The sequence below is a fragment of the Pseudomonas sp. NFACC51 genome, assembly GCF_900103575.1.
GTDB lineage: Bacteria > Pseudomonadota > Gammaproteobacteria > Pseudomonadales > Pseudomonadaceae > Aquipseudomonas > Aquipseudomonas fluorescens_Q.
In genome coordinates this window covers 205,787-223,024 of the sequence record NZ_FMXH01000010.1, presented here as the reverse complement: position 1 = coordinate 223,024, position 17,238 = coordinate 205,787, and the positions used below count along the sequence as shown (strand labels likewise).

Here is a 17,238-nt window from a genome sequence, read left to right as displayed (position 1 = left end):
GACCATATAACACCCAAGCAATTTGTATGCTCCAAGCCGAAGGCGAAAGAGACCAGATTGCGGTGTGTGAAGACGAAACGAACCGAAAGTTCGAGAGACTCAACAGCAACACACAAACTATCGCATACCCATTCGCTAGAACGTGACCGCAAGGCACGCGCTGGCTACCGAATTTCTTGACGACCATAGAGCATTGGAACCACCTGATCCCATCCCGAACTCAGAAGTGAAACGATGCATCGCCGATGGTAGTGTGGGGTTTCCCCATGTGAGAGTAGGTCATCGTCAAGATTAAATTCCGAAACCCCTATCTGCTGATGCAGGTAGGGGTTTTGTTTTGCCCGCAAGAAAGTTCTTACGACAAGCGCGGACTGCTCCCGGCTGTCACAACCCCCCGACAGTGCTAAGGTTCTGCCCCTAGCTTTTGCATTTTCAAGGATGCCTTTCATGCCGGACGCAACGTCCCTCAGCCCAGCTTTCATGGTGGTTCACGGGAATCGCCTTGATGAATTGCGCAGCCTCGTGATCAGCTTGATGCGGCGCTATCCGCTGGCCCCCCTTGAAAATGAAATCGCCCTGGTACAGAGCAACGGCATTGCCCAATGGCTCAAGCTCGCACTGGCTGAAGACCCGGAAAACGATGATTCCGGTGGCTGCGGTATTGCGGCTGCCATTGATGTGCAACTGCCGGGCAGTTTCATGTGGCAACTTTATCGAACAGTCCTGGGACGCGACGAAATTCCGGCCAAGTCCCTATTGGATAAGGCTCCGCTGACCTGGCGCCTGATGCGCCTGCTGCCGCAGTTGATCGAGCAGCCTCATTTCGAACCTCTGCGACGATTCCTTACCCACGACACCGACTTGCGCAAGCGCTATCAACTCTCCGAGCGTCTTGCCGATCTGTTCGACCAGTACCAGGTCTACCGGGCCGACTGGCTTGAGGATTGGGCGGAAGGTCGACACCAGACCAGAAATGTCCGAGGCGAAATCAAGTCGCTCGCGCCGGCAAATTGCTGGCAAGCGGAACTGTGGCGAGCCTTGTTGCTGGATGTGGGGGAACAAGGCATGGCGCAAAGCCGTGCTGGCGTTCATCAGCGCTACATCGAACGTATCAACAGCCTGGAAGCCGCTCCGAAAGGCCTGCCCGCACGGGTCATCGTGTTTGGTATTTCTTCGTTGCCTGCCCAGGTCCTGGAGGCGCTCGCCGGCCTTTCCCGGTTCAGCCAGGTTCTGCTCTGCGTGCATAACCCATGTCGCCATCATTGGGCGGACATCGTCGCCGACAAGGACTTGCTGCGTCATCAATACAAGCGCCAGGCACGCAAGGCTGGCATGCCCGTCGTCCTCGATCCGCAAACCCTGCATCAACATGCCCATCCGTTGTTGGCCGCCTGGGGCAAGCAAGGGCGCGACTATATCAACCTGCTCGACAGCTACGATGACCCCAACAGCTATCGCTCGGTGTTTCGTGATGGGCGAATTGACCTGTTCACTGATGGAACTCCTACAACCCTTCTCAGCCAGTTGCAGGATGACATCCTGGAGCTGCGCCCCCTGAATGAAACCCGGAAACACTGGCCTATCGTCGATACGGAGCGAGACGGCTCGATCCGTTTTCATGTGGCCCACGGCGCCCAGCGTGAAGTCGAAATTCTTCACGACCAATTGCTGGCCTACTTCAGTGCGGATCCGACCCTGCGCCCACGGGATATCATCGTCATGGTCCCGGACATTGACAGTTATGCACCGCACATTCGCGCAGTGTTCGGCCAACTCGACAGGAGCGACCCACGGTTCATTCCCTTCACGCTGACCGACCAGGGCCAGCGTGGACGTGATCCATTGCTGATCGCCGTCGAGCATTTGCTCAAGCTGCCGGACAGTCGCTTTCCGGTCAGCGAAATCCTCGATCTGCTGGATGTCCCGGCGTTGCGCGAACGGTTTGGCATTGATGAGGCCGACCTGCCGACACTGCACCGCTGGATCGAAGGCGCCGGGATTCGCTGGGGGATGAGCGCCGAACACCGTGCCGGGTTGGGCCTGCCTGCCGAGCTTGAGCAGAACAGCTGGCATTTCGGCTTGCGTCGCATGTTGCTGGGGTATGCCGTCGGCAGTTCGAATGCGTATGAGGGCATTGAGCCCTATGACGAGATCGGTGGCCTGGACGCGGCGTTGATCGGTCCCTTGGTTGCATTGCTGGATGCCCTGGAAGTCGCCCATCAGGAACTTACCCGGCCGGCATCGCCGCAGCAATGGGGTTCACGCCTGCAAGATCTGATGCAGCTGTTTTTCCAGGCAAGCAACGAGCATGACGACTATTTGCTGGCCCAACTCGAAGACTTGCGTGAAACCTGGCTGGAAACCTGTGAGTCGGTGGGGCTGCACGATGAATTGCCGCTGACGGTGGTACGAGAGGCGTGGTTGGCCGGACTGGATCAGGGGCGACTGTCCCAGCGTTTCCTGGCCGGCGCAGTCAACTTCTGTACCTTGATGCCGATGCGCGCGATTCCCTTCAAGCTGGTGTGCCTGCTGGGGATGAATGATGGTGATTACCCGAGAGCCCAGCCGCCTTTGGACTTCGACCTGATGGGGGGCGATTATCGTCCGGGCGATCGTTCCCGCCGTGAGGACGACCGTTACCTGCTGTTGGAAGCGCTGCTTTCTGCCCGGGAAAAGCTGTATATCAGTTGGGTGGGTCGCAGTATTCGCGACAACAGCGAGCGCCCGGCATCGGTGTTGATCGGCCAACTGCGCGATCATCTCGCCAGTGGCTGGCGGTTGGCAGATGACAGCAAGCCTCTTCTCGATGCCCTGACCCAGGAGCATCCGTTGCAACCGTTCAGTGCACGTTATTTCCATGAAGGTGACGAGCTGTTCAGTTACGCCAGCGAATGGCGGATGCTCCATGGCGTTTGCGATCACACCGACAAGAACCAGGTGCTGGAGCCCTATGTCCAGGAGGAGCCCTTGGGCCTTGGGCAGTTGCAGGACTTCCTGCGCAATCCTGTCCGCCATTTCTTCAGTCAGCGGTTGAAAGTGTTCTTCGAGGCCATCGAAGCGCCTTTGGCCGATGACGAACCTTTCGTGCTTGATGCGCTGCAACGCTACAGCTTGAGTGACAGCTTGCTCGAGGCCGCCCTGGTACGCCTGGGCCAGCCGGATCTTGCCCTCACCGCTCACGCCAAAAGACTGCAGAACAGCGGCCTGTTACCCATGGCCGGTTTCGGTGAATGCATGCAGCGTGAATTGATCGAACCCCTGCCGGATCTGCTCCAGCGATACCAACAGCTTCTGGCGTTATGGCCGACACCGTCGGTCAGCGCTGTGCCAGTCAGCCTGCAATTGCTGGGAGTGAATGTCGAAGGGTGGCTCAGTGGTTTGCATCAGCGTTCCGACGGTGCGGTCCTCGCCATCACGGCCATACCCAACAGCATCGGTTCCACCAAGACCCGTAAGTGGCATCGCCTGATACGGCCTTGGGTCAACCATCTCGTGGCCTGCGCTAATGGCCTGTCGTTGACGACGGCATTGGTAGCCAGTGATGACAGCTTGCTGCTGGCGCCTTTTGAGGAGCCTGTCGCACAAAGGCTACTGGGCGACATGCTGCAGGCCTGGCAGACCGGTATGCGCCAGCCGCTACCGATCGCGGTGAAGACGGCTTTCGCCTGGCTCGGCCAGACTGATCCGGTCAAGGCCGAAGCGGCGGCTCGCAAAGCCTATGAGGGCGATGGGCAGACGTTTGAAGGCGAGCGGCGGGAAAGTCCGGCATTGGCTCGACAGTTTCCTGATTTCGATGCCTTGATGGCTGACGAAACATTCCCCGATTGGTGCGATGCGCTTTATCGGCCGTTGCTCGAAGCCCCATGGCGTTCATTGGTCGGCGAGGAAGCCCGTTCATGAGTCGACAGACCCCATTGGCCCTGGCTTTTCCGCTACGTGGCAGCCAACTGATCGAGGCCAGCGCCGGCACCGGCAAGACCTTCACCATCTCGGCGCTGTACCTGCGTCTGGTGCTGGGGCATGGCGGTCCGGCGTCCGGCTTTGGCCGCGAGTTGCTTCCACCGCAAATCCTGGTGGTGACCTTCACGGACGCTGCCACCAAAGAGTTGCGTGAACGAATTCGCACCCGTCTGGCCGAAGCGGCGCGTTTCTTCCGTGACGAAATTCCCGCCCCGGATTCGCTGATCGCCGCGTTGCGCGATGAGTTCAACGCTGAGCAATGGCCTGGCTGCGCGAACCGGCTGGACATTGCTGCGCAGTGGATGGACGAAGCGGCCGTCTCGACCATCCACAGTTGGTGCCAGCGCATGTTGCGTGAGCATGCCTTCGACAGCGGCAGCCTGTTCACCCAGACCCTGGAAACCGACCACAGCGAATTGCTGGGCGAGGTTCTGCGCGATTATTGGCGGTTGTTCTGCTATTCGATGCAAGGCGAGGCGCTGAACTGGGTGCGTACCCATTGGGGAGGGCCTGCTGCGCTGTTGCCGCGGGTGCGAGGTCTGTTTTCCAGCGAGCATGGCAACGGCGACGGGCTTGAGCCTGCTGAACTCATCGCCGCGGCCTTGCAGGAGCGCAGTGCCGCCTTGCTCGATCTCAAGGCGCCGTGGCGGCAATGGGCGGTGGAACTGTTGGAGATCTGCCAGCAAGGCGTTGCCAGCAAGTCTGTCGACGGGCGCAAGATGCAGGCGCGTTACTTCGAGCCATGGTTTCAGAAAATTACTGCCTGGGTCGATGACGAAAGCCTTGAGCTGTTGGACATCGGCACCGGATTCACGCGGTTGACGCCCGAGGGCATGGCCGAAGCCTGGAAAGGTGAAGTGCCCAACCATCCCGGGCTGGACGCCATGGCCAGTCTCAAGGCCAGCCTGGATGCGTTACCCACGCCAGATGCCGCCGTGTTGCAGCATGCCGCGCAATGGGTCGGGACGCGCTTCGAGGCAGAGAAACGTCGCCGCGCCGAGATGGGCTTCGATGACATGCTGCTGCGTCTCGATGCGGCCCTGCAGGCCGACGGCGGCGAGCGTCTGGCGAGCCTGATCCGCGAACAGTTTCCGGTGGCGCTGATCGATGAGTTCCAGGACACCGACCCGGTTCAATACCGCATCTTCGAAAGCATCTACCGTATCGAAGACAACGACCCTGGGACCGGACTTTTCCTGATCGGCGATCCGAAGCAGGCGATCTACGCTTTTCGCGGTGCCGACATCTATACCTACCTGCGCGCTCGCGAAGCCACTGCTGGCAGGCTGCACACGCTGGGCACGAATTTCCGTTCCAGCCATGCCATGGTGGGTGCGGTAAATCATATTTTCCAGAAGGCCGAGTCCCGCCCGAAGGGCCGTGGCGCCTTTCTGTTCCGTGAACCTTCGGGCGAGAACCCGGTGCCGTTCCTGTCCGTTGAGTCCCAGGGGCGCAAGGAGTCCTTGCAGGTCGCTGGGCAGGCGGTCGCGGCGCTGAACATCTGGCACCTGTCGTCGGACCAGCCACTTTCCGGTGCGGTGTATCGACAATCCATGGCGGCCGCCTGCGCCAGTGAGATCACGGCGTTGCTCAACGGCGGCCAGTCGGGACGCGACGGCTTCACGGTCGATGGAAAAGTGCTGCGAGGCGTGCGCCCGGCAGATATCGCCATCCTGGTGCGCGATGGTAAAGAAGCGCAGGCGGTGCGAGACGCGTTGTCCGCGCGGGGCGTGCGCAGTGTGTATCTGTCCGACAAGGATTCGGTCTTTGCCTCGCAGGAAGCGCGGGATTTGCTGATCTGGCTCAGGGCCTGTGCCGAGCCGGATGCCGAGCGACCGCTACGGGCGGCCCTGGCCAGCATCACGTTGAACCTGTCGCTGACGGAGCTGGAGCGTCTCAATCAGGATGAGCTGGCCTGGGAAGCCCGGGTCATGCAGTTCCGCGGTTATCGTACGGTCTGGCGCAGCCAGGGCGTTCTGCCGATGTTGCGGCGCCTGCTGCATGATTTCGAACTGCCCCAGGCCTTGATGGCGCGCAGCGATGGCGAGCGGGTGCTGACCAACTTGTTGCACCTTTGCGAACTGTTGCAACAGGCCGCCGGTGAATTGGATGGTGAACAAGCCTTGATCCGGCATTTGTCCGAGCACCTGGCCTTGTCCGGGCAAGTGGGGGAAGAGCAGATCCTGCGACTGGAAAGCGATGAGCAACTGGTCAAGGTGGTCACGATCCACAAGTCCAAGGGCCTCGAATATCCGTTGGTCTTCTTGCCCTTCATCTGCTCGACGAAACCGGTGGATGGCTGTCGATTGCCGTTGCACTACCACGATGAGGCCAACAAGGCGCAGATCAGCCTCAAGCCCACTGCCGAATTGATCGCCAAGGCCGATGACGAGCGTCTGGCCGAGGACCTGCGGCTTCTCTACGTGGCACTGACCCGTGCACAACATGCCTGCTGGCTAGGTGTCGCGGATCTCAAGCGGGGCAGCAACAATCGCTCGATCCTCCATGTGTCCGCGCTGGGGTATCTATTGGGCGGTGGTGCACCGCTGGCCGAGTCGGTGGAATTGAGGCGTTGGCTGGAAGACCTGCAACAAGGCAGTGACGCGGTGAGCTACCAGCCAATGCCCGAGGCCACCGACGAGCACTACCGTCCCCCGCGCAACGAAGCCGTGTTGCTTGAACCCTTGGTGCCCTTGCGAAAAGCCAGCGAGAACTGGTGGATCGCGTCCTACAGTGCCTTGCGCATCAGCGAAAGCCTGAGCGAAGGCAGCGATACCGCGCCAGAGAGTCCCCAGGCCCAGAAACTGTTCGACGATGAACGATTGGACCCGGACGCTCCCAGGGAGACCCTTGCTGTCGGTGGCGACATCCACCGTTTTCCCCGTGGCCCCAACCCCGGCACTTTCCTCCATGGCCTGCTGGAGTGGGCCGCTGGGGAGGGTTTTTCATCGGCACCAGCGGATATCGAGGATGCCATTGCCCGACGCTGCAATCGCCGAGGCTGGAAAGGCTGGATCACCACGTTGAGCGATTGGCTGCGGCACCTGATCAAGATGCCCATGCACGTCGGAAACGACCAGGCGCCAGTGGTGCTCGAACACTTGAGCCGATTCCAGGTGGAGATGGAGTTCTGGTTCGCCAGCCACAAGGTCGATGTGCAAAAGCTCGACCAGCTGGTTTGCCGGTTCACCCATGGCGGTGTGGCCCGCGTCGCGGCGGAGCCGGTGCTGCTCAACGGCATGTTCAAGGGCTTCATCGATTTGACGTTCGAGCACGACGGTCGGTACTACGTGGCCGATTACAAATCCAACTGGCTGGGTGTCGATGACATGGCCTACACCGTACCGGCCATGGAACAGTCGATCCTGGACCATCGCTACGACCTGCAATACGTGCTGTACCTGTTGGCCCTGCATCGCCAGCTCAAGGCACGGCTCCCCGATTACGACTACGACCGGCATGTCGGCGGCGCGTTGTACCTGTTCCTTCGCGGAACCCGCTCAGCCAGTCAGGGTGTGTATTTCACCAAGCCGCCACGGGCATTGATCGAACAACTGGATCGCCTGTTCCAAGGGGCGAGCGAACCCAAGGCTGAACCGGCGTGGGTACAGGGAGAGTTGCTATGAGTCGTTCTTTTGCCGACCTGCTGCCCAAGTCCTCCGACGACGAAAGCCTGGTGGAGTTGGCGCCCTTGAGCCGTGCGCAGGACCTGCTGTTGTTACTGACGCGCTGGGTCGAGCGCGGCTGGTTGCGCGCCCTGGACAAGGCATTCGTGGCGTTCCTCCATGAGCTGGCGCCCGACGATGATCCTTTGGTCCTGCTCGCTGCTGCGTTGACCAGCCATCAACTGGGGCACGGGCATGTTTGCCTGGATGTGTTCGAGACCCTCAAGGAACCGGATTTTGCGCTGTCGCTGCCTCCCGAGGGTGACCTGCAGACGGGCGCGATGCTGTTGCCATCGCAAATATTGGCGACGCTGGATGGCGTCCATTGGTGCAAGGCCCTGGCGTCCAGTCGTCTGGTGGCCCTGGCCGTGGATGGGAGCGAAGAGGCGCAGCAACGTCCGTTGGTGCTCTCTGGCAAGCGTCTTTATCTGCGCCGCTACTGGGGTTACGAACGGCGGATCGATGAAGCGTTGCGTCAACGGCTTATCGAGCATGAAGCGGCGCCCGGCGACCTGCGCGAGCGTTTGGACGGGTTGTTCGGGCCGGCCAACCCCAGCGGCCCGATCGATTGGCAGAAACTGGCCTGCGCGCTGGCGACCCGCGGGGCCTTCAGCATCGTGACCGGCGGTCCGGGCACCGGCAAGACCACGACCGTTGTACGCCTGCTGGCCTTGCTCCAGGCACCGGCCGTCGAGGCCGGGAAGCCGCTGCGGATTCGCCTGGCCGCGCCCACTGGCAAGGCGGCGGCGCGCCTGACCGAATCCATCAGCCAGCAGGTCCGGACCCTGGATGTGGACGAGGCTGTGCGCGAACGGATTCCCTGCGACGTCACGACAGTCCATCGTTTGTTGGGCAGCCGCCCCGGCACCCGGCATTTTCGCCACCATGCAGGCAATCGCTTGCCACTGGATGTGCTGGTGGTCGATGAAGCGTCGATGATTGACCTGGAGATGATGGCCAATCTGCTGGATGCACTGCCGGTCCATGCACGGTTGGTGTTGCTGGGGGACAAGGACCAGTTGGCCTCTGTAGAAGCCGGTGCGGTGCTGGGGGATTTGTGTCGAGACGCCGAGGAGGGCTGGTACAGCCCCCGGACCAGAGCCTGGCTTGAATCGGTCAGTGGTGAAAGCCTGGCGGCCAGTGACCTGCAACAGGACCTCGACGGCACTCATCCGCTGGCACAGCAAGTGGTCATGCTTCGGCATTCCCGGCGCTTCGGCGAAGGCAGCGGGATCGGTCAACTGGCTCGCTGGGTCAACCAGCAGCAGCCTGAAAAAGCCCGTCAGTTGCTGGAGCAAGGGCAGCATGCCGATCTGTCTTCCCTGAAATTGGCGAGTGAACACGATACAAAATTGGAAAAGCTGTTACTCGACGGCAAGCCAGATGGCCCCCAGGGTTATCGACATTACCTGAGCCTGCTAAGGCAGCGACGCCCGAGCATTTCTCGCCCGCTGGAAGACCGTTGCTGGGCCGATTGGGCCCGGGAAGTCCTGGCGGCCTTCGACGAATTCCAATTGCTTTGCGCGGTGCGCAAAGGTCCGTGGGGTGTCGAAGGACTGAACTTGCGAATCACCGCCGCCTTGCTCAAGGCCCGCCTTATCGATAGCGATCACCAGTGGTACGAAGGGCGCCCGGTGCTGATGACCCGCAACGACTATGGGCTGGGGCTGATGAACGGCGATATCGGTATCGCCCTCAAGCTGCCCGAGCGTGATGGCCCCGATGCCGGCAAACAGGTTCTGCGGGTTGCTTTCCCGCGCAACGACGGCCGGGGCGGTGTGCGTTTCGTCCTGCCCAGCCGCCTGAATGATGTGGAAACCGTGTATGCCATGACGGTGCATAAATCCCAGGGCTCGGAATTCACCCATACCGCGTTGATCCTCCCGGATGCGCTGAACCCGGTATTGACCAAGGAGTTGGTGTACACCGCCATTACCCGGGGCAAGCAATGGTTCAGCCTGATTGAGCCACGAGCGGGGGTGTTCGAGGAGGCGGTGCGGCGTAAGGTCAAGCGTTTGAGCGGGCTCATGTTGGAGTTGGAGGGTGATGACTGAATGATCAGATTTCGTGATTCGATGCCGGAGTCACGATTTTGACTGTTTTCTGTCGGATATGTCCGTAGGGCGCCGGCTCGCTGGCTTTTTGGCACTGTGCTATCGTTCCGACACTTATCGTATGGCTAAGAGATTTTCCATGAAAGTGGCGGTTCGGGAGGCGGTGCGCAGCAAGGACTGGAGGCATTATCTGCTTGCCGGTCTTCTGTGGTTGCTGTCGCCTATGGTACTTGCCGAAGTCCCGCCCTCCACGAGCCGGGCTGAACAGCGGGCCGAATCGGTCACTCAAGTCGTCTTGGGCATTCTCAGCTACGCACGCTGGCCAGTGGAGCCTGCGCAGTTGCAACTGTGCATCGTCGGCCCGACTCAATACACCGACGACCTGGTCAAAGGCACCACCCAGGCCACCGGGCGACCGGTGACCGTACAGCGATTGCTGGCCGATCACCCCAACATCGCTACGGATTGCAACGCCGTCTACATCGGCAGGCTGACCGGCGACGAGCGCACCCGCCTGTTTGATTCCCTGATCGGCAAGCCCGTGTTGAGCATCAGCGAAGGCGGCGACCAGTGCACCGTGGGGAGCCTGTTCTGTCTGCGGGTCGGTGATGAGCAGGTATCGTTCGAGGTCAACCTCGACTCGGTCGCGCGCAGTGGCGTGCGTATCCATCCGAGCGTTCTGCAGCTTTCCCGTCGCAGGCCGGCAGTACCATGAGCCTGACCAAATCGCGGATCCGTCCCACCCTGGGCTCGGTCATCGGGCGCGGCCACCTGATTGTCGCGTTGGTGGCGATCACCATGGCCAGCGTTTCCCTGACGTTGCTGGGTGTGCTTGCCTTGCGGGTCTACGCCGATCACAACCTGCATTTGATCGCCCGTTCGATCAACTACACCGTGGAAGCCGCCGTGGTGTTCGATGACTCGGCTGCGGCCACCGAAGCACTGGCCTTGATCGCTTCCACCGAGGAAGTCGCCGATGCTCAGGTGTTCAATAAACATGGCCGCCTGTTGGCGCGCTGGCAGCGACCGGAAACCGGCCTGTTGTCGGGGCTGGAAGTGCACATTGCCAAGGCGTTTTTGGAAAAGCCCATCAGTCTGCCGATCGTTCACCAAGGGCGGAACATCGGCAGCATTCTATTGGCAGGGCATGGCGGCAGCTTGTTGCGCTTTTTGCTCAGCGGTCTGGCGGGGATCATTTTGTGCACGGCGGTGAGTGCCTGGGTGGCGCTTTATCTGGCGCGACGTCAGTTGCGGGCGATCACCGGACCATTGCGCAGCCTGGCCGAAGTGGCCCACGCGGCACGCAGCGAGCGGGCCCTGGATCGGCGCGTGCCGCCGGCCGCCATCGCCGAACTGGATAATCTGGCCAATGACTTCAATGCACTGCTCGACGAACTGGAGTCCTGGCAGACTCACCTGCAAAGCGAAAACGAAACTCTGGCACACCAGGCCAGCCACGACAGCTTGACCGGCTTGCCGAACCGGGCGTTTTTCGAGGGCCGACTGATCCGCGCCTTGCGCAACGCCAGCAAGCTCAACGAGCAAGTGGCCGTGTTGTACCTGGACAGCGACCGATTCAAGGGCATCAACGACAATTTCGGCCACGCTGCCGGTGACGCGGTGCTGACGGCCGTGGCGACCCGGGTCCGGGCACAGTTGCGTGAGGACGACTTGGTCGCGCGCCTGGGAGGCGATGAATTCGCCGTGCTGCTGGCACCCCTGCACAAGGCCGAGGACGCCGAACGGATCGCTGAAAAAATCATCGCCAGCATGGAAATGCCGATTCAGTTGCCCGGCAATGCTTCAGTGCTGACGTCCCTCAGTATCGGCATTGCCGTTTACCCCGATGATGGTGCCACACCGGGCACCCTACTCCACGCCGCCGATGCGGCGATGTACCAAGCCAAACGCCTTGCCCGAGGCGGTCAACATACGGCGGGGTCGGATCACTCCGTCGCTGATCTTCAAACCAGGAGCTGACTCGTGCGTTCATATCCTCAATTTTCCCTGCGCTGGTTCGCGGCGCTTTTCTTGCTCGTCATGGCGCTGAGCGGTTGCCAGACGGCTCCGCCGAAAGGTCTGACCCCGGCGCAAATTGCCGTACTCAAGCACCAAGGCTTCGAATTGACCGAAGATGGCTGGGCCTTCGGTTTGTCGGGCAAGGTGTTGTTTGGCAGCGATGTGGAAAACCTCAACCCGGCCAGTACCGAAATCGTCGAGCGCATCGGCAAGGCGTTGTTGGAGGCGAGCATCGAGCGGGTACGTGTCGATGGTCATACCGACGCATCGGGTTCCCAGGCCTACAACGAACAACTGTCGATGCGCCGGGCCGCCAGCGTGGGCAAGGTGCTGACAAGCGTTGGCATGCGCGAAGAGAACGTCCAGCTGCGCGGCCTGGGCAGCAGCAAACCGGTCGCCTCCAACGACACCGCCAGCGGCCGCACCGAAAACCGCCGTGTCGCCATCGTGGTCATCGCCGACTAGTCGGCAAACACCATCTCCCGGCTGTCGCCCATCAGCAGTGGCTGATTCTGTTCAGTCACCTCGCGAATGTAATCCCACAACAACGTAATCCTCTTCAGCTTCCTCAAGTCCTCCCGGCAGTACATCCAGAATTGCCGGGTGACGGTGATGTCCTCCGGCAGCACCGGCAACAGCCGTGGGTCCTGGGCGGCGAGGAAGCAGGGCAGGATTGCCAGTGAGCGGCCTTGCTGCGCTGCCACGAATTGCGCAATCACGCTGGTGCTGCGCAGGTGGGCGTTGGCGCCGGGCAGGACGTTGGCCAGGTAGAGCAATTCGGAGCTGAACGCCAGGTCATCCACGTAGCTGATGAACGAGTGCTTGTCCAGGTCTGCCGGGCGCTGGATGGGTGGGTGGTTGTCCAGGTAGGACTGGGTGGCGTAGAGCTGCAGTCGGTAGTCGCACAATTTGCAGCATACGTACGGGCCGTGTTCGGGGCGTTCGAGGGCGATGACGATGTCGGCTTCGCGCTTGGAGAGACTGATGAAGTGTGGCAGCGGGAGGATGTCTACCGAAATGGCCGGGTAGGCGTCGACGAAGTGGCTCAGTTGCGGGGTGATGAAGAAGCTGCCGAAGCCTTCGGTGCAGCCCATGCGTACGTGGCCGGACAGTGCGACGCCAGAGCCTGAGACCTGTTCGCAGGCCATGTGCAGGGTACTTTCGATCGATTCGGCGTAACCCAGCAGGCGCTGGCCTTCGGCCGTCAGGACAAAACCGTTGGTCCGGGATTTCTCGAACAGCAGCGTGCCCAACGAGGCTTCCAGCGAGCTGATGCGTCGCGACACCGTGGTGTAGTCGACGGCCAGGCGCTTGGCGGCCGTGCTGGCCTTGCGGGTGCGGGCCACTTCGAGGAAGAACTTGAGGTCGTCCCAATTCAGCGACCCCAGGGAGGTGATGTTTTTTTGCATGATGGACCGGTTTTTATGTGCATTCTTATTAGAAGTTTGCACATCTATACTCCAAAAACAGTCTCATCACCATGCGTGCTCATGCACCTTGGTCTTTGCTGAAGCAGCGCTCTCTATAAGAACAATCCCGGAGGCCAGCATGAACGTTTCCCTTACGCCCAGCGACACCACCCTGCAAACCGTCAGACTGCTGATCGATGGCGAGTGGGTCGAATCCCAATCCAGCGAATGGCACGACATCGTCAACCCAGCCACCCAGCAAGTGTTGGCAAAGGTTCCGTTCGCCACGGCCTCGGAAGTCGATGCCGCCATCGCCGCTGCCCAGCGTGCTTTCCAGACCTGGAAACTGACCCCCATCGGCGCGCGGATGCGCATCATGCTCAAGCTCCAGGCGTTGATCCGCGAGCATTCAAAGCGCATCGCCGCGGTGCTCAGCGCCGAACAGGGCAAGACCATCGCTGACGCCGAGGGTGATATTTTCCGCGGCCTGGAAGTGGTCGAGCACGCCTGTTCCATCGGCACCCTGCAGATGGGCGAGTTCGCCGAGAACGTCGCAGGAGGCGTGGACACCTACACGCTGCGCCAGCCGATCGGGGTGTGTGCGGGCATTACACCGTTCAACTTCCCGGCGATGATTCCGCTGTGGATGTTCCCGATGGCCATCGCCTGCGGCAACACCTTTGTGCTCAAGCCATCGGAACAGGATCCGCTGTCGACCATGCTGTTGGTGGAACTGGCCATCGAGGCCGGCGTCCCGGCGGGTGTGCTCAACGTGGTGCACGGCGGCAAGGACGTGGTGGATGCGCTTTGCACCCACAAGGACATCAAGGCGGTTTCCTTCGTCGGCTCGACGGCGGTCGGCACCCACGTGTATGACCTGGCGGGTCGCCATGGCAAGCGCGTGCAGTCGATGATGGGCGCCAAGAACCACGCGGTGGTGTTGCCCGATGCCAATCGTGAGCAGGCCCTCAACGCCCTGGTCGGCGCCGGTTTCGGCGCGGCGGGCCAGCGTTGCATGGCCACTTCCGTGGTGGTGCTGGTGGGCGCGGCCAAGCAGTGGTTGCCAGAGCTCAAGGCCCTGGCACAGAAACTCAAGGTCAATGCCGGCAGCGAGCCGGGCACTGACGTCGGCCCGGTGATTTCCAAGCGCGCCAAGGCACGGATCCTCGAATTGATCGAGAGTGGCGTGCAGCAAGGGGCGAAGCTGGAGCTCGATGGGCGTGGGATCAGCGTGCCGGGTTTCGAGCAGGGCAATTTTGTCGGTCCGACCCTGTTTTCCGGCGTGACCACCGAGATGCGCATCTACACCGAGGAAATCTTCGGCCCGGTGCTGGTGGTGCTGGAAGTCGACACCCTGGATCAGGCGATTGCCCTGGTCAACGCCAACCCATTCGGCAACGGCACCGGCCTGTTCACCCAGAGCGGCGCGGCGGCACGCAAATTCCAGAGCGAAATCGACGTCGGCCAGGTGGGCATCAACATCCCGATCCCGGTGCCGGTGCCGTTCTTCAGCTTCACCGGTTCCCGTGGTTCGAAACTCGGCGACCTCGGCCCGTACGGCAAACAAGTGGTGCAGTTCTACACTCAGACCAAGACCGTGACCGCGCGCTGGTTCGATGATGACAGCGTCAATGACGGTGTGAACACCACCATCAATTTGCGTTAAGGAGCCGGACATGAACATCGCATTTATCGGCCTGGGCAACATGGGCGCCCCCATGGCGCGCAACCTGCTCAAGGCTGGCCATTCGCTGAACCTGTTCGACCTGAACCAGACGGTGCTGGCTGAACTGGCGGCATTGGGCGGCACGATCAGTGCCTCGCCTCGCGACGCGGCCCAGGGCGCTGCTCTGGTGATCACCATGCTGCCGGCCGCCGCCCATGTGCGCAGTGTCTGGCTGGGTGAAGACGGCGTGCTGGCTGGTATCGCTGCCGGCACGCCAGCGGTGGATTGCAGCACCATCGATCCACAAACCGCCCGCGACGTGGCGGCTGCCGCGGCGAAACAAGGGGTGGCGATGGCCGATGCGCCGGTCTCGGGTGGTACCGGTGGTGCGGCGGCGGGTACGTTGACTTTCATGGTCGGTGCCTCGGCCGAGTTGTTCGCCACCTTGCAACCGGTGCTGGCGCAAATGGGCCGTAACATCGTGCACTGTGGCGAAGTCGGCACCGGGCAGATTGCCAAGATCTGCAACAACCTGCTGCTGGGGATTTCCATGGTGGGCGTCAGCGAAGCCATGGCGCTGGGCGATGCCTTGGGGATCGACACCCAGGTGTTGGCCGGCATCATCAACAGTTCAACGGGGCGTTGCTGGAGTTCGGACACTTACAATCCGTGGCCGGGCGTGATCGACACGGCACCGGCGTCCCGTGGCTATACGGGTGGCTTTGGCGCCGACCTGATGCTCAAGGACCTTGGCCTGGCGACCGAAGCCGCGCGGCAGGTCCATCAGCCGGTGGTGCTGGGGGCGGTGGCGCAGCAGTTGTATCAGGCGATGAGCCAGCGGGGCGAGGGCGGCAAGGATTTTTCGGCGATTGTTAATAGCTATCGCAAGCCGCAGTAGGGGCTGGTTTCAAAGCTTTTGTGGCGAGGGAGCTTGCTCCCGCTGAGGTGCGCAGCACCTCTTGAAACGCGGCTGCTGCGCAGCCGAGCGGGAGCAAGCTCCCTCGCCACAGGTGGTCTCTCGGTTTTTTGTTTCAGGCAAAGACGAAATATTTGCGCACGGTCTCGACCACTTCCCACGTGCCTTTCATGCCCGGCTCGATGACGAAGATGTCACCAGCGCGCAGATGGATCGGCTCCATGCCCTCTGGGGTGATGATGCAGTAGCCTTCCTGGAAATGGCAGTACTCCCACTTCACGTATTCCACATACCATTTGCCGGGTGTGCAGATCCAGGTGCCCATGATCTTGCTGCCGTCTTCGCTGGTGTAGGCGTTGAGGTTGACGGTGTGCGGGTCGCCTTCGAGTTTTTCCCATTTGCAGGCATCGAGTACGGGCAGCGGATGGGTGTCGCGCAGGACGGTGATGGGTGCGGTCATGTGAGCTCCGAAAGGGGCGGAAGAGAACAGGCACCCTAACGTGCGGCATGAGCGGGTAGATGTCTGTGGTCGACATCGGGCTATCCAGAAGCGCGCATCAATCGGCCAGATGCCGAGCCAGGGCCGTGGCGTAGGCCGGCAAACCGTCGAAGTTGCGGGCGCACAGCAGCAACGCCCGGTGCGCCCAGGCTTCTTGCAGCGGGATGCATTGATACGATGGCTCGGGTGGGCGCCGGTCGATGGCAGCCTTCGGCACGATGGCAATGCCTGCACCATGGGCCACCATACGAATCAGCCCGTCGAAACCATCGGCGCGAATGCGGACTTGCATACGTGAGCCGATGTGCAGGGCCTGCTCTTCCAGGTGAATCGCCAGGGCACTGGAGGCGTTCAGGCCGACATAATCGTGGCTGAGGGTTTCGCTGAAACGTACGGCGCGACCGTCAGCCAGAGGGTGTCCGGTCGGTAGGATCAATACCAGCGGATCGTCGCGAAAAGGCCAGGTTTGAAGACCCTCGGTGTCTACTGCGTCGGAAACGATACCGAGGTCTGCCGCGCCTTGGCGCAGCGCATGGGTGATCCGTGAGCTGGGCAATTCCTGCAGGTCAATGTCGAGGTTGGGATGGGCCTGGAGAAAATCGGCCAGCAGCTCGGGCAGGTATTCGGTCATGGCGCTGGTGTTGCACAGCAGCCGCACCCGGCCTTTGATGCCTTTGGCGTATTCGGCCAGGTCCTGTTGCAGGCGTTCGGCCTGTTGCAGCAGGATTCGGGCGTGCTCGGCCAGGGCTTTGCCTGCGGGAGTGGGCGTTACCCCACGCCGTCCGCGCTCAAGCAGGTCGATGCCCAGGGATGCTTCCATGGCCCGGACCCGCGCACTGGCCGCGGCCAGGGACAAATGGCTGCGAGCCGCACCGGCGGTGATGTTGCCGGTGTCGAGGATGTTCAGGTAGAGACGCAGGTCGGTGAGGTCGAAGTGCATGGGCGGGGATCCTGTCTCAAGTGCTGTGGCGCCTGGTTTATCGTCATCGCGAGCATCAGTGAGTTCACAGCCTCTTGCAGAAAGAGAGGCACCCTCAGTATATGGCAGAT

Annotated in this window: 11 protein-coding genes and 1 rRNA gene; 9 read left to right on the top strand and 3 right to left on the bottom strand. The window is 61.4% G+C overall.

Annotation, left to right across the window (positions count from 1 at the left end; translation table 11 throughout):
• Nucleotides 1–175: 175 nt before the first annotated feature.
• The 7 genes from rrf (at nucleotide 176) to BLT00_RS20605 (ending at nucleotide 12,163) form a co-directional block, all read left to right on the top strand.
• Nucleotides 176–291 (top strand): 5S ribosomal RNA (gene rrf / locus BLT00_RS20635).
• A gap of 156 nt (nucleotides 292–447) precedes the next feature.
• On the top strand, nucleotides 448–3,900 hold the full coding sequence (gene recC, locus BLT00_RS20630; RefSeq protein ID WP_092146257.1) for an exodeoxyribonuclease V subunit gamma: 3,453 nt from the start codon (nucleotides 448–450) through the stop codon (nucleotides 3,898–3,900).
• A complete protein-coding gene (gene recB, locus BLT00_RS20625; protein ID WP_092146255.1) occupies nucleotides 3,897–7,586 on the top strand; it encodes an exodeoxyribonuclease V subunit beta in 3,690 nt (1,229 codons plus the stop codon). The genes recC and recB overlap by 4 nt, the downstream gene beginning before the upstream one ends.
• Entirely contained in the window at nucleotides 7,583–9,679 is a 2,097-nt protein-coding gene (recD, locus tag BLT00_RS20620) for an exodeoxyribonuclease V subunit alpha (RefSeq protein ID WP_092146253.1), read from the top strand. The genes recB and recD overlap by 4 nt, the downstream gene beginning before the upstream one ends.
• 139 nt (nucleotides 9,680–9,818) lie before the next feature.
• The gene (locus tag BLT00_RS20615) at nucleotides 9,819–10,394 is read left to right on the top strand and encodes a regulatory sequestration protein YfiR (RefSeq protein WP_092146251.1); all 576 of its coding nucleotides are present in this window, start codon (nucleotides 9,819–9,821) and stop codon (nucleotides 10,392–10,394) included.
• Nucleotides 10,391–11,659: a diguanylate cyclase DgcN/YfiN gene (locus BLT00_RS20610; protein WP_092146249.1), complete on the top strand. Its 1,269-nt coding sequence runs from the start codon at nucleotides 10,391–10,393 to the stop codon at nucleotides 11,657–11,659. The genes BLT00_RS20615 and BLT00_RS20610 overlap by 4 nt, the downstream gene beginning before the upstream one ends.
• Before the next feature lie 60 nt (nucleotides 11,660–11,719).
• The gene (locus BLT00_RS20605; protein WP_371856955.1) at nucleotides 11,720–12,163 is read left to right on the top strand and encodes an outer membrane lipoprotein YfiB; all 444 of its coding nucleotides are present in this window, start codon (nucleotides 11,720–11,722) and stop codon (nucleotides 12,161–12,163) included.
• Here BLT00_RS20605 and BLT00_RS20600 read toward each other — a convergent pair.
• Nucleotides 12,160–13,107 (bottom strand): LysR family transcriptional regulator, encoded by a 948-nt coding sequence (locus BLT00_RS20600; RefSeq protein WP_092146245.1) that lies wholly within the window; start codon nucleotides 13,105–13,107, stop codon nucleotides 12,160–12,162. The two genes, BLT00_RS20605 and BLT00_RS20600, sit on opposite strands and share 4 nt — an antisense overlap.
• A 139-nt stretch (nucleotides 13,108–13,246) precedes the next feature.
• On the opposite strand from BLT00_RS20600, the gene BLT00_RS20595 reads away from it, so the two are divergent.
• Both BLT00_RS20595 and mmsB read left to right on the top strand, forming a co-directional pair.
• Nucleotides 13,247–14,773 carry a CoA-acylating methylmalonate-semialdehyde dehydrogenase gene (locus BLT00_RS20595; protein WP_072340863.1) on the top strand — a complete coding sequence of 509 codons (1,527 nt, stop codon included), beginning with the start codon at nucleotides 13,247–13,249 and terminating at the stop codon, nucleotides 14,771–14,773.
• A 10-nt stretch (nucleotides 14,774–14,783) separates the two neighbouring features.
• A complete protein-coding gene (mmsB, locus tag BLT00_RS20590; protein ID WP_092146243.1) occupies nucleotides 14,784–15,671 on the top strand; it encodes a 3-hydroxyisobutyrate dehydrogenase in 888 nt (295 codons plus the stop codon).
• 133 nt (nucleotides 15,672–15,804) lie between these two features.
• On the opposite strand, the gene BLT00_RS20585 is transcribed toward mmsB, so the two are convergent.
• Both BLT00_RS20585 and BLT00_RS20580 read right to left on the bottom strand, forming a co-directional pair.
• Entirely contained in the window at nucleotides 15,805–16,149 is a 345-nt protein-coding gene (locus BLT00_RS20585) for a cupin domain-containing protein (RefSeq protein WP_024781087.1), read from the bottom strand.
• A gap of 97 nt (nucleotides 16,150–16,246) precedes the next feature.
• Complete coding sequence (locus BLT00_RS20580; protein ID WP_063323065.1) at nucleotides 16,247–17,128, bottom strand: LysR substrate-binding domain-containing protein; 882 nt, start codon at nucleotides 17,126–17,128, stop codon at nucleotides 16,247–16,249.
• Between the last annotated feature and the right edge of the window lie 110 nt (nucleotides 17,129–17,238).

Excerpts from the sequence above, each read along its gene's own strand:
- recC (WP_092146257.1), top strand. The coding sequence starts at position 448 with ATGCCGGACGCAACGTCCCTCAGCCCAGCTTTCATGGTGGTTCACGGG.
- recB (WP_092146255.1), top strand. The coding sequence starts at position 3,897 with ATGAGTCGACAGACCCCATTGGCCCTGGCTTTTCCGCTACGTGGCAGC.
- recD (WP_092146253.1), top strand. The coding sequence starts at position 7,583 with ATGAGTCGTTCTTTTGCCGACCTGCTGCCCAAGTCCTCCGACGACGAA.
- BLT00_RS20615 (WP_092146251.1), top strand. The coding sequence starts at position 9,819 with ATGAAAGTGGCGGTTCGGGAGGCGGTGCGCAGCAAGGACTGGAGGCAT.
- BLT00_RS20610 (WP_092146249.1), top strand. The coding sequence starts at position 10,391 with ATGAGCCTGACCAAATCGCGGATCCGTCCCACCCTGGGCTCGGTCATC.
- BLT00_RS20605 (WP_371856955.1), top strand. The coding sequence starts at position 11,720 with ATGGCGCTGAGCGGTTGCCAGACGGCTCCGCCGAAAGGTCTGACCCCG.
- BLT00_RS20600 (WP_092146245.1), bottom strand. The coding sequence starts at position 13,107 with ATGCAAAAAAACATCACCTCCCTGGGGTCGCTGAATTGGGACGACCTC.
- BLT00_RS20595 (WP_072340863.1), top strand. The coding sequence starts at position 13,247 with ATGAACGTTTCCCTTACGCCCAGCGACACCACCCTGCAAACCGTCAGA.
- mmsB (WP_092146243.1), top strand. The coding sequence starts at position 14,784 with ATGAACATCGCATTTATCGGCCTGGGCAACATGGGCGCCCCCATGGCG.
- BLT00_RS20585 (WP_024781087.1), bottom strand. The coding sequence starts at position 16,149 with ATGACCGCACCCATCACCGTCCTGCGCGACACCCATCCGCTGCCCGTA.
- BLT00_RS20580 (WP_063323065.1), bottom strand. The coding sequence starts at position 17,128 with ATGCACTTCGACCTCACCGACCTGCGTCTCTACCTGAACATCCTCGAC.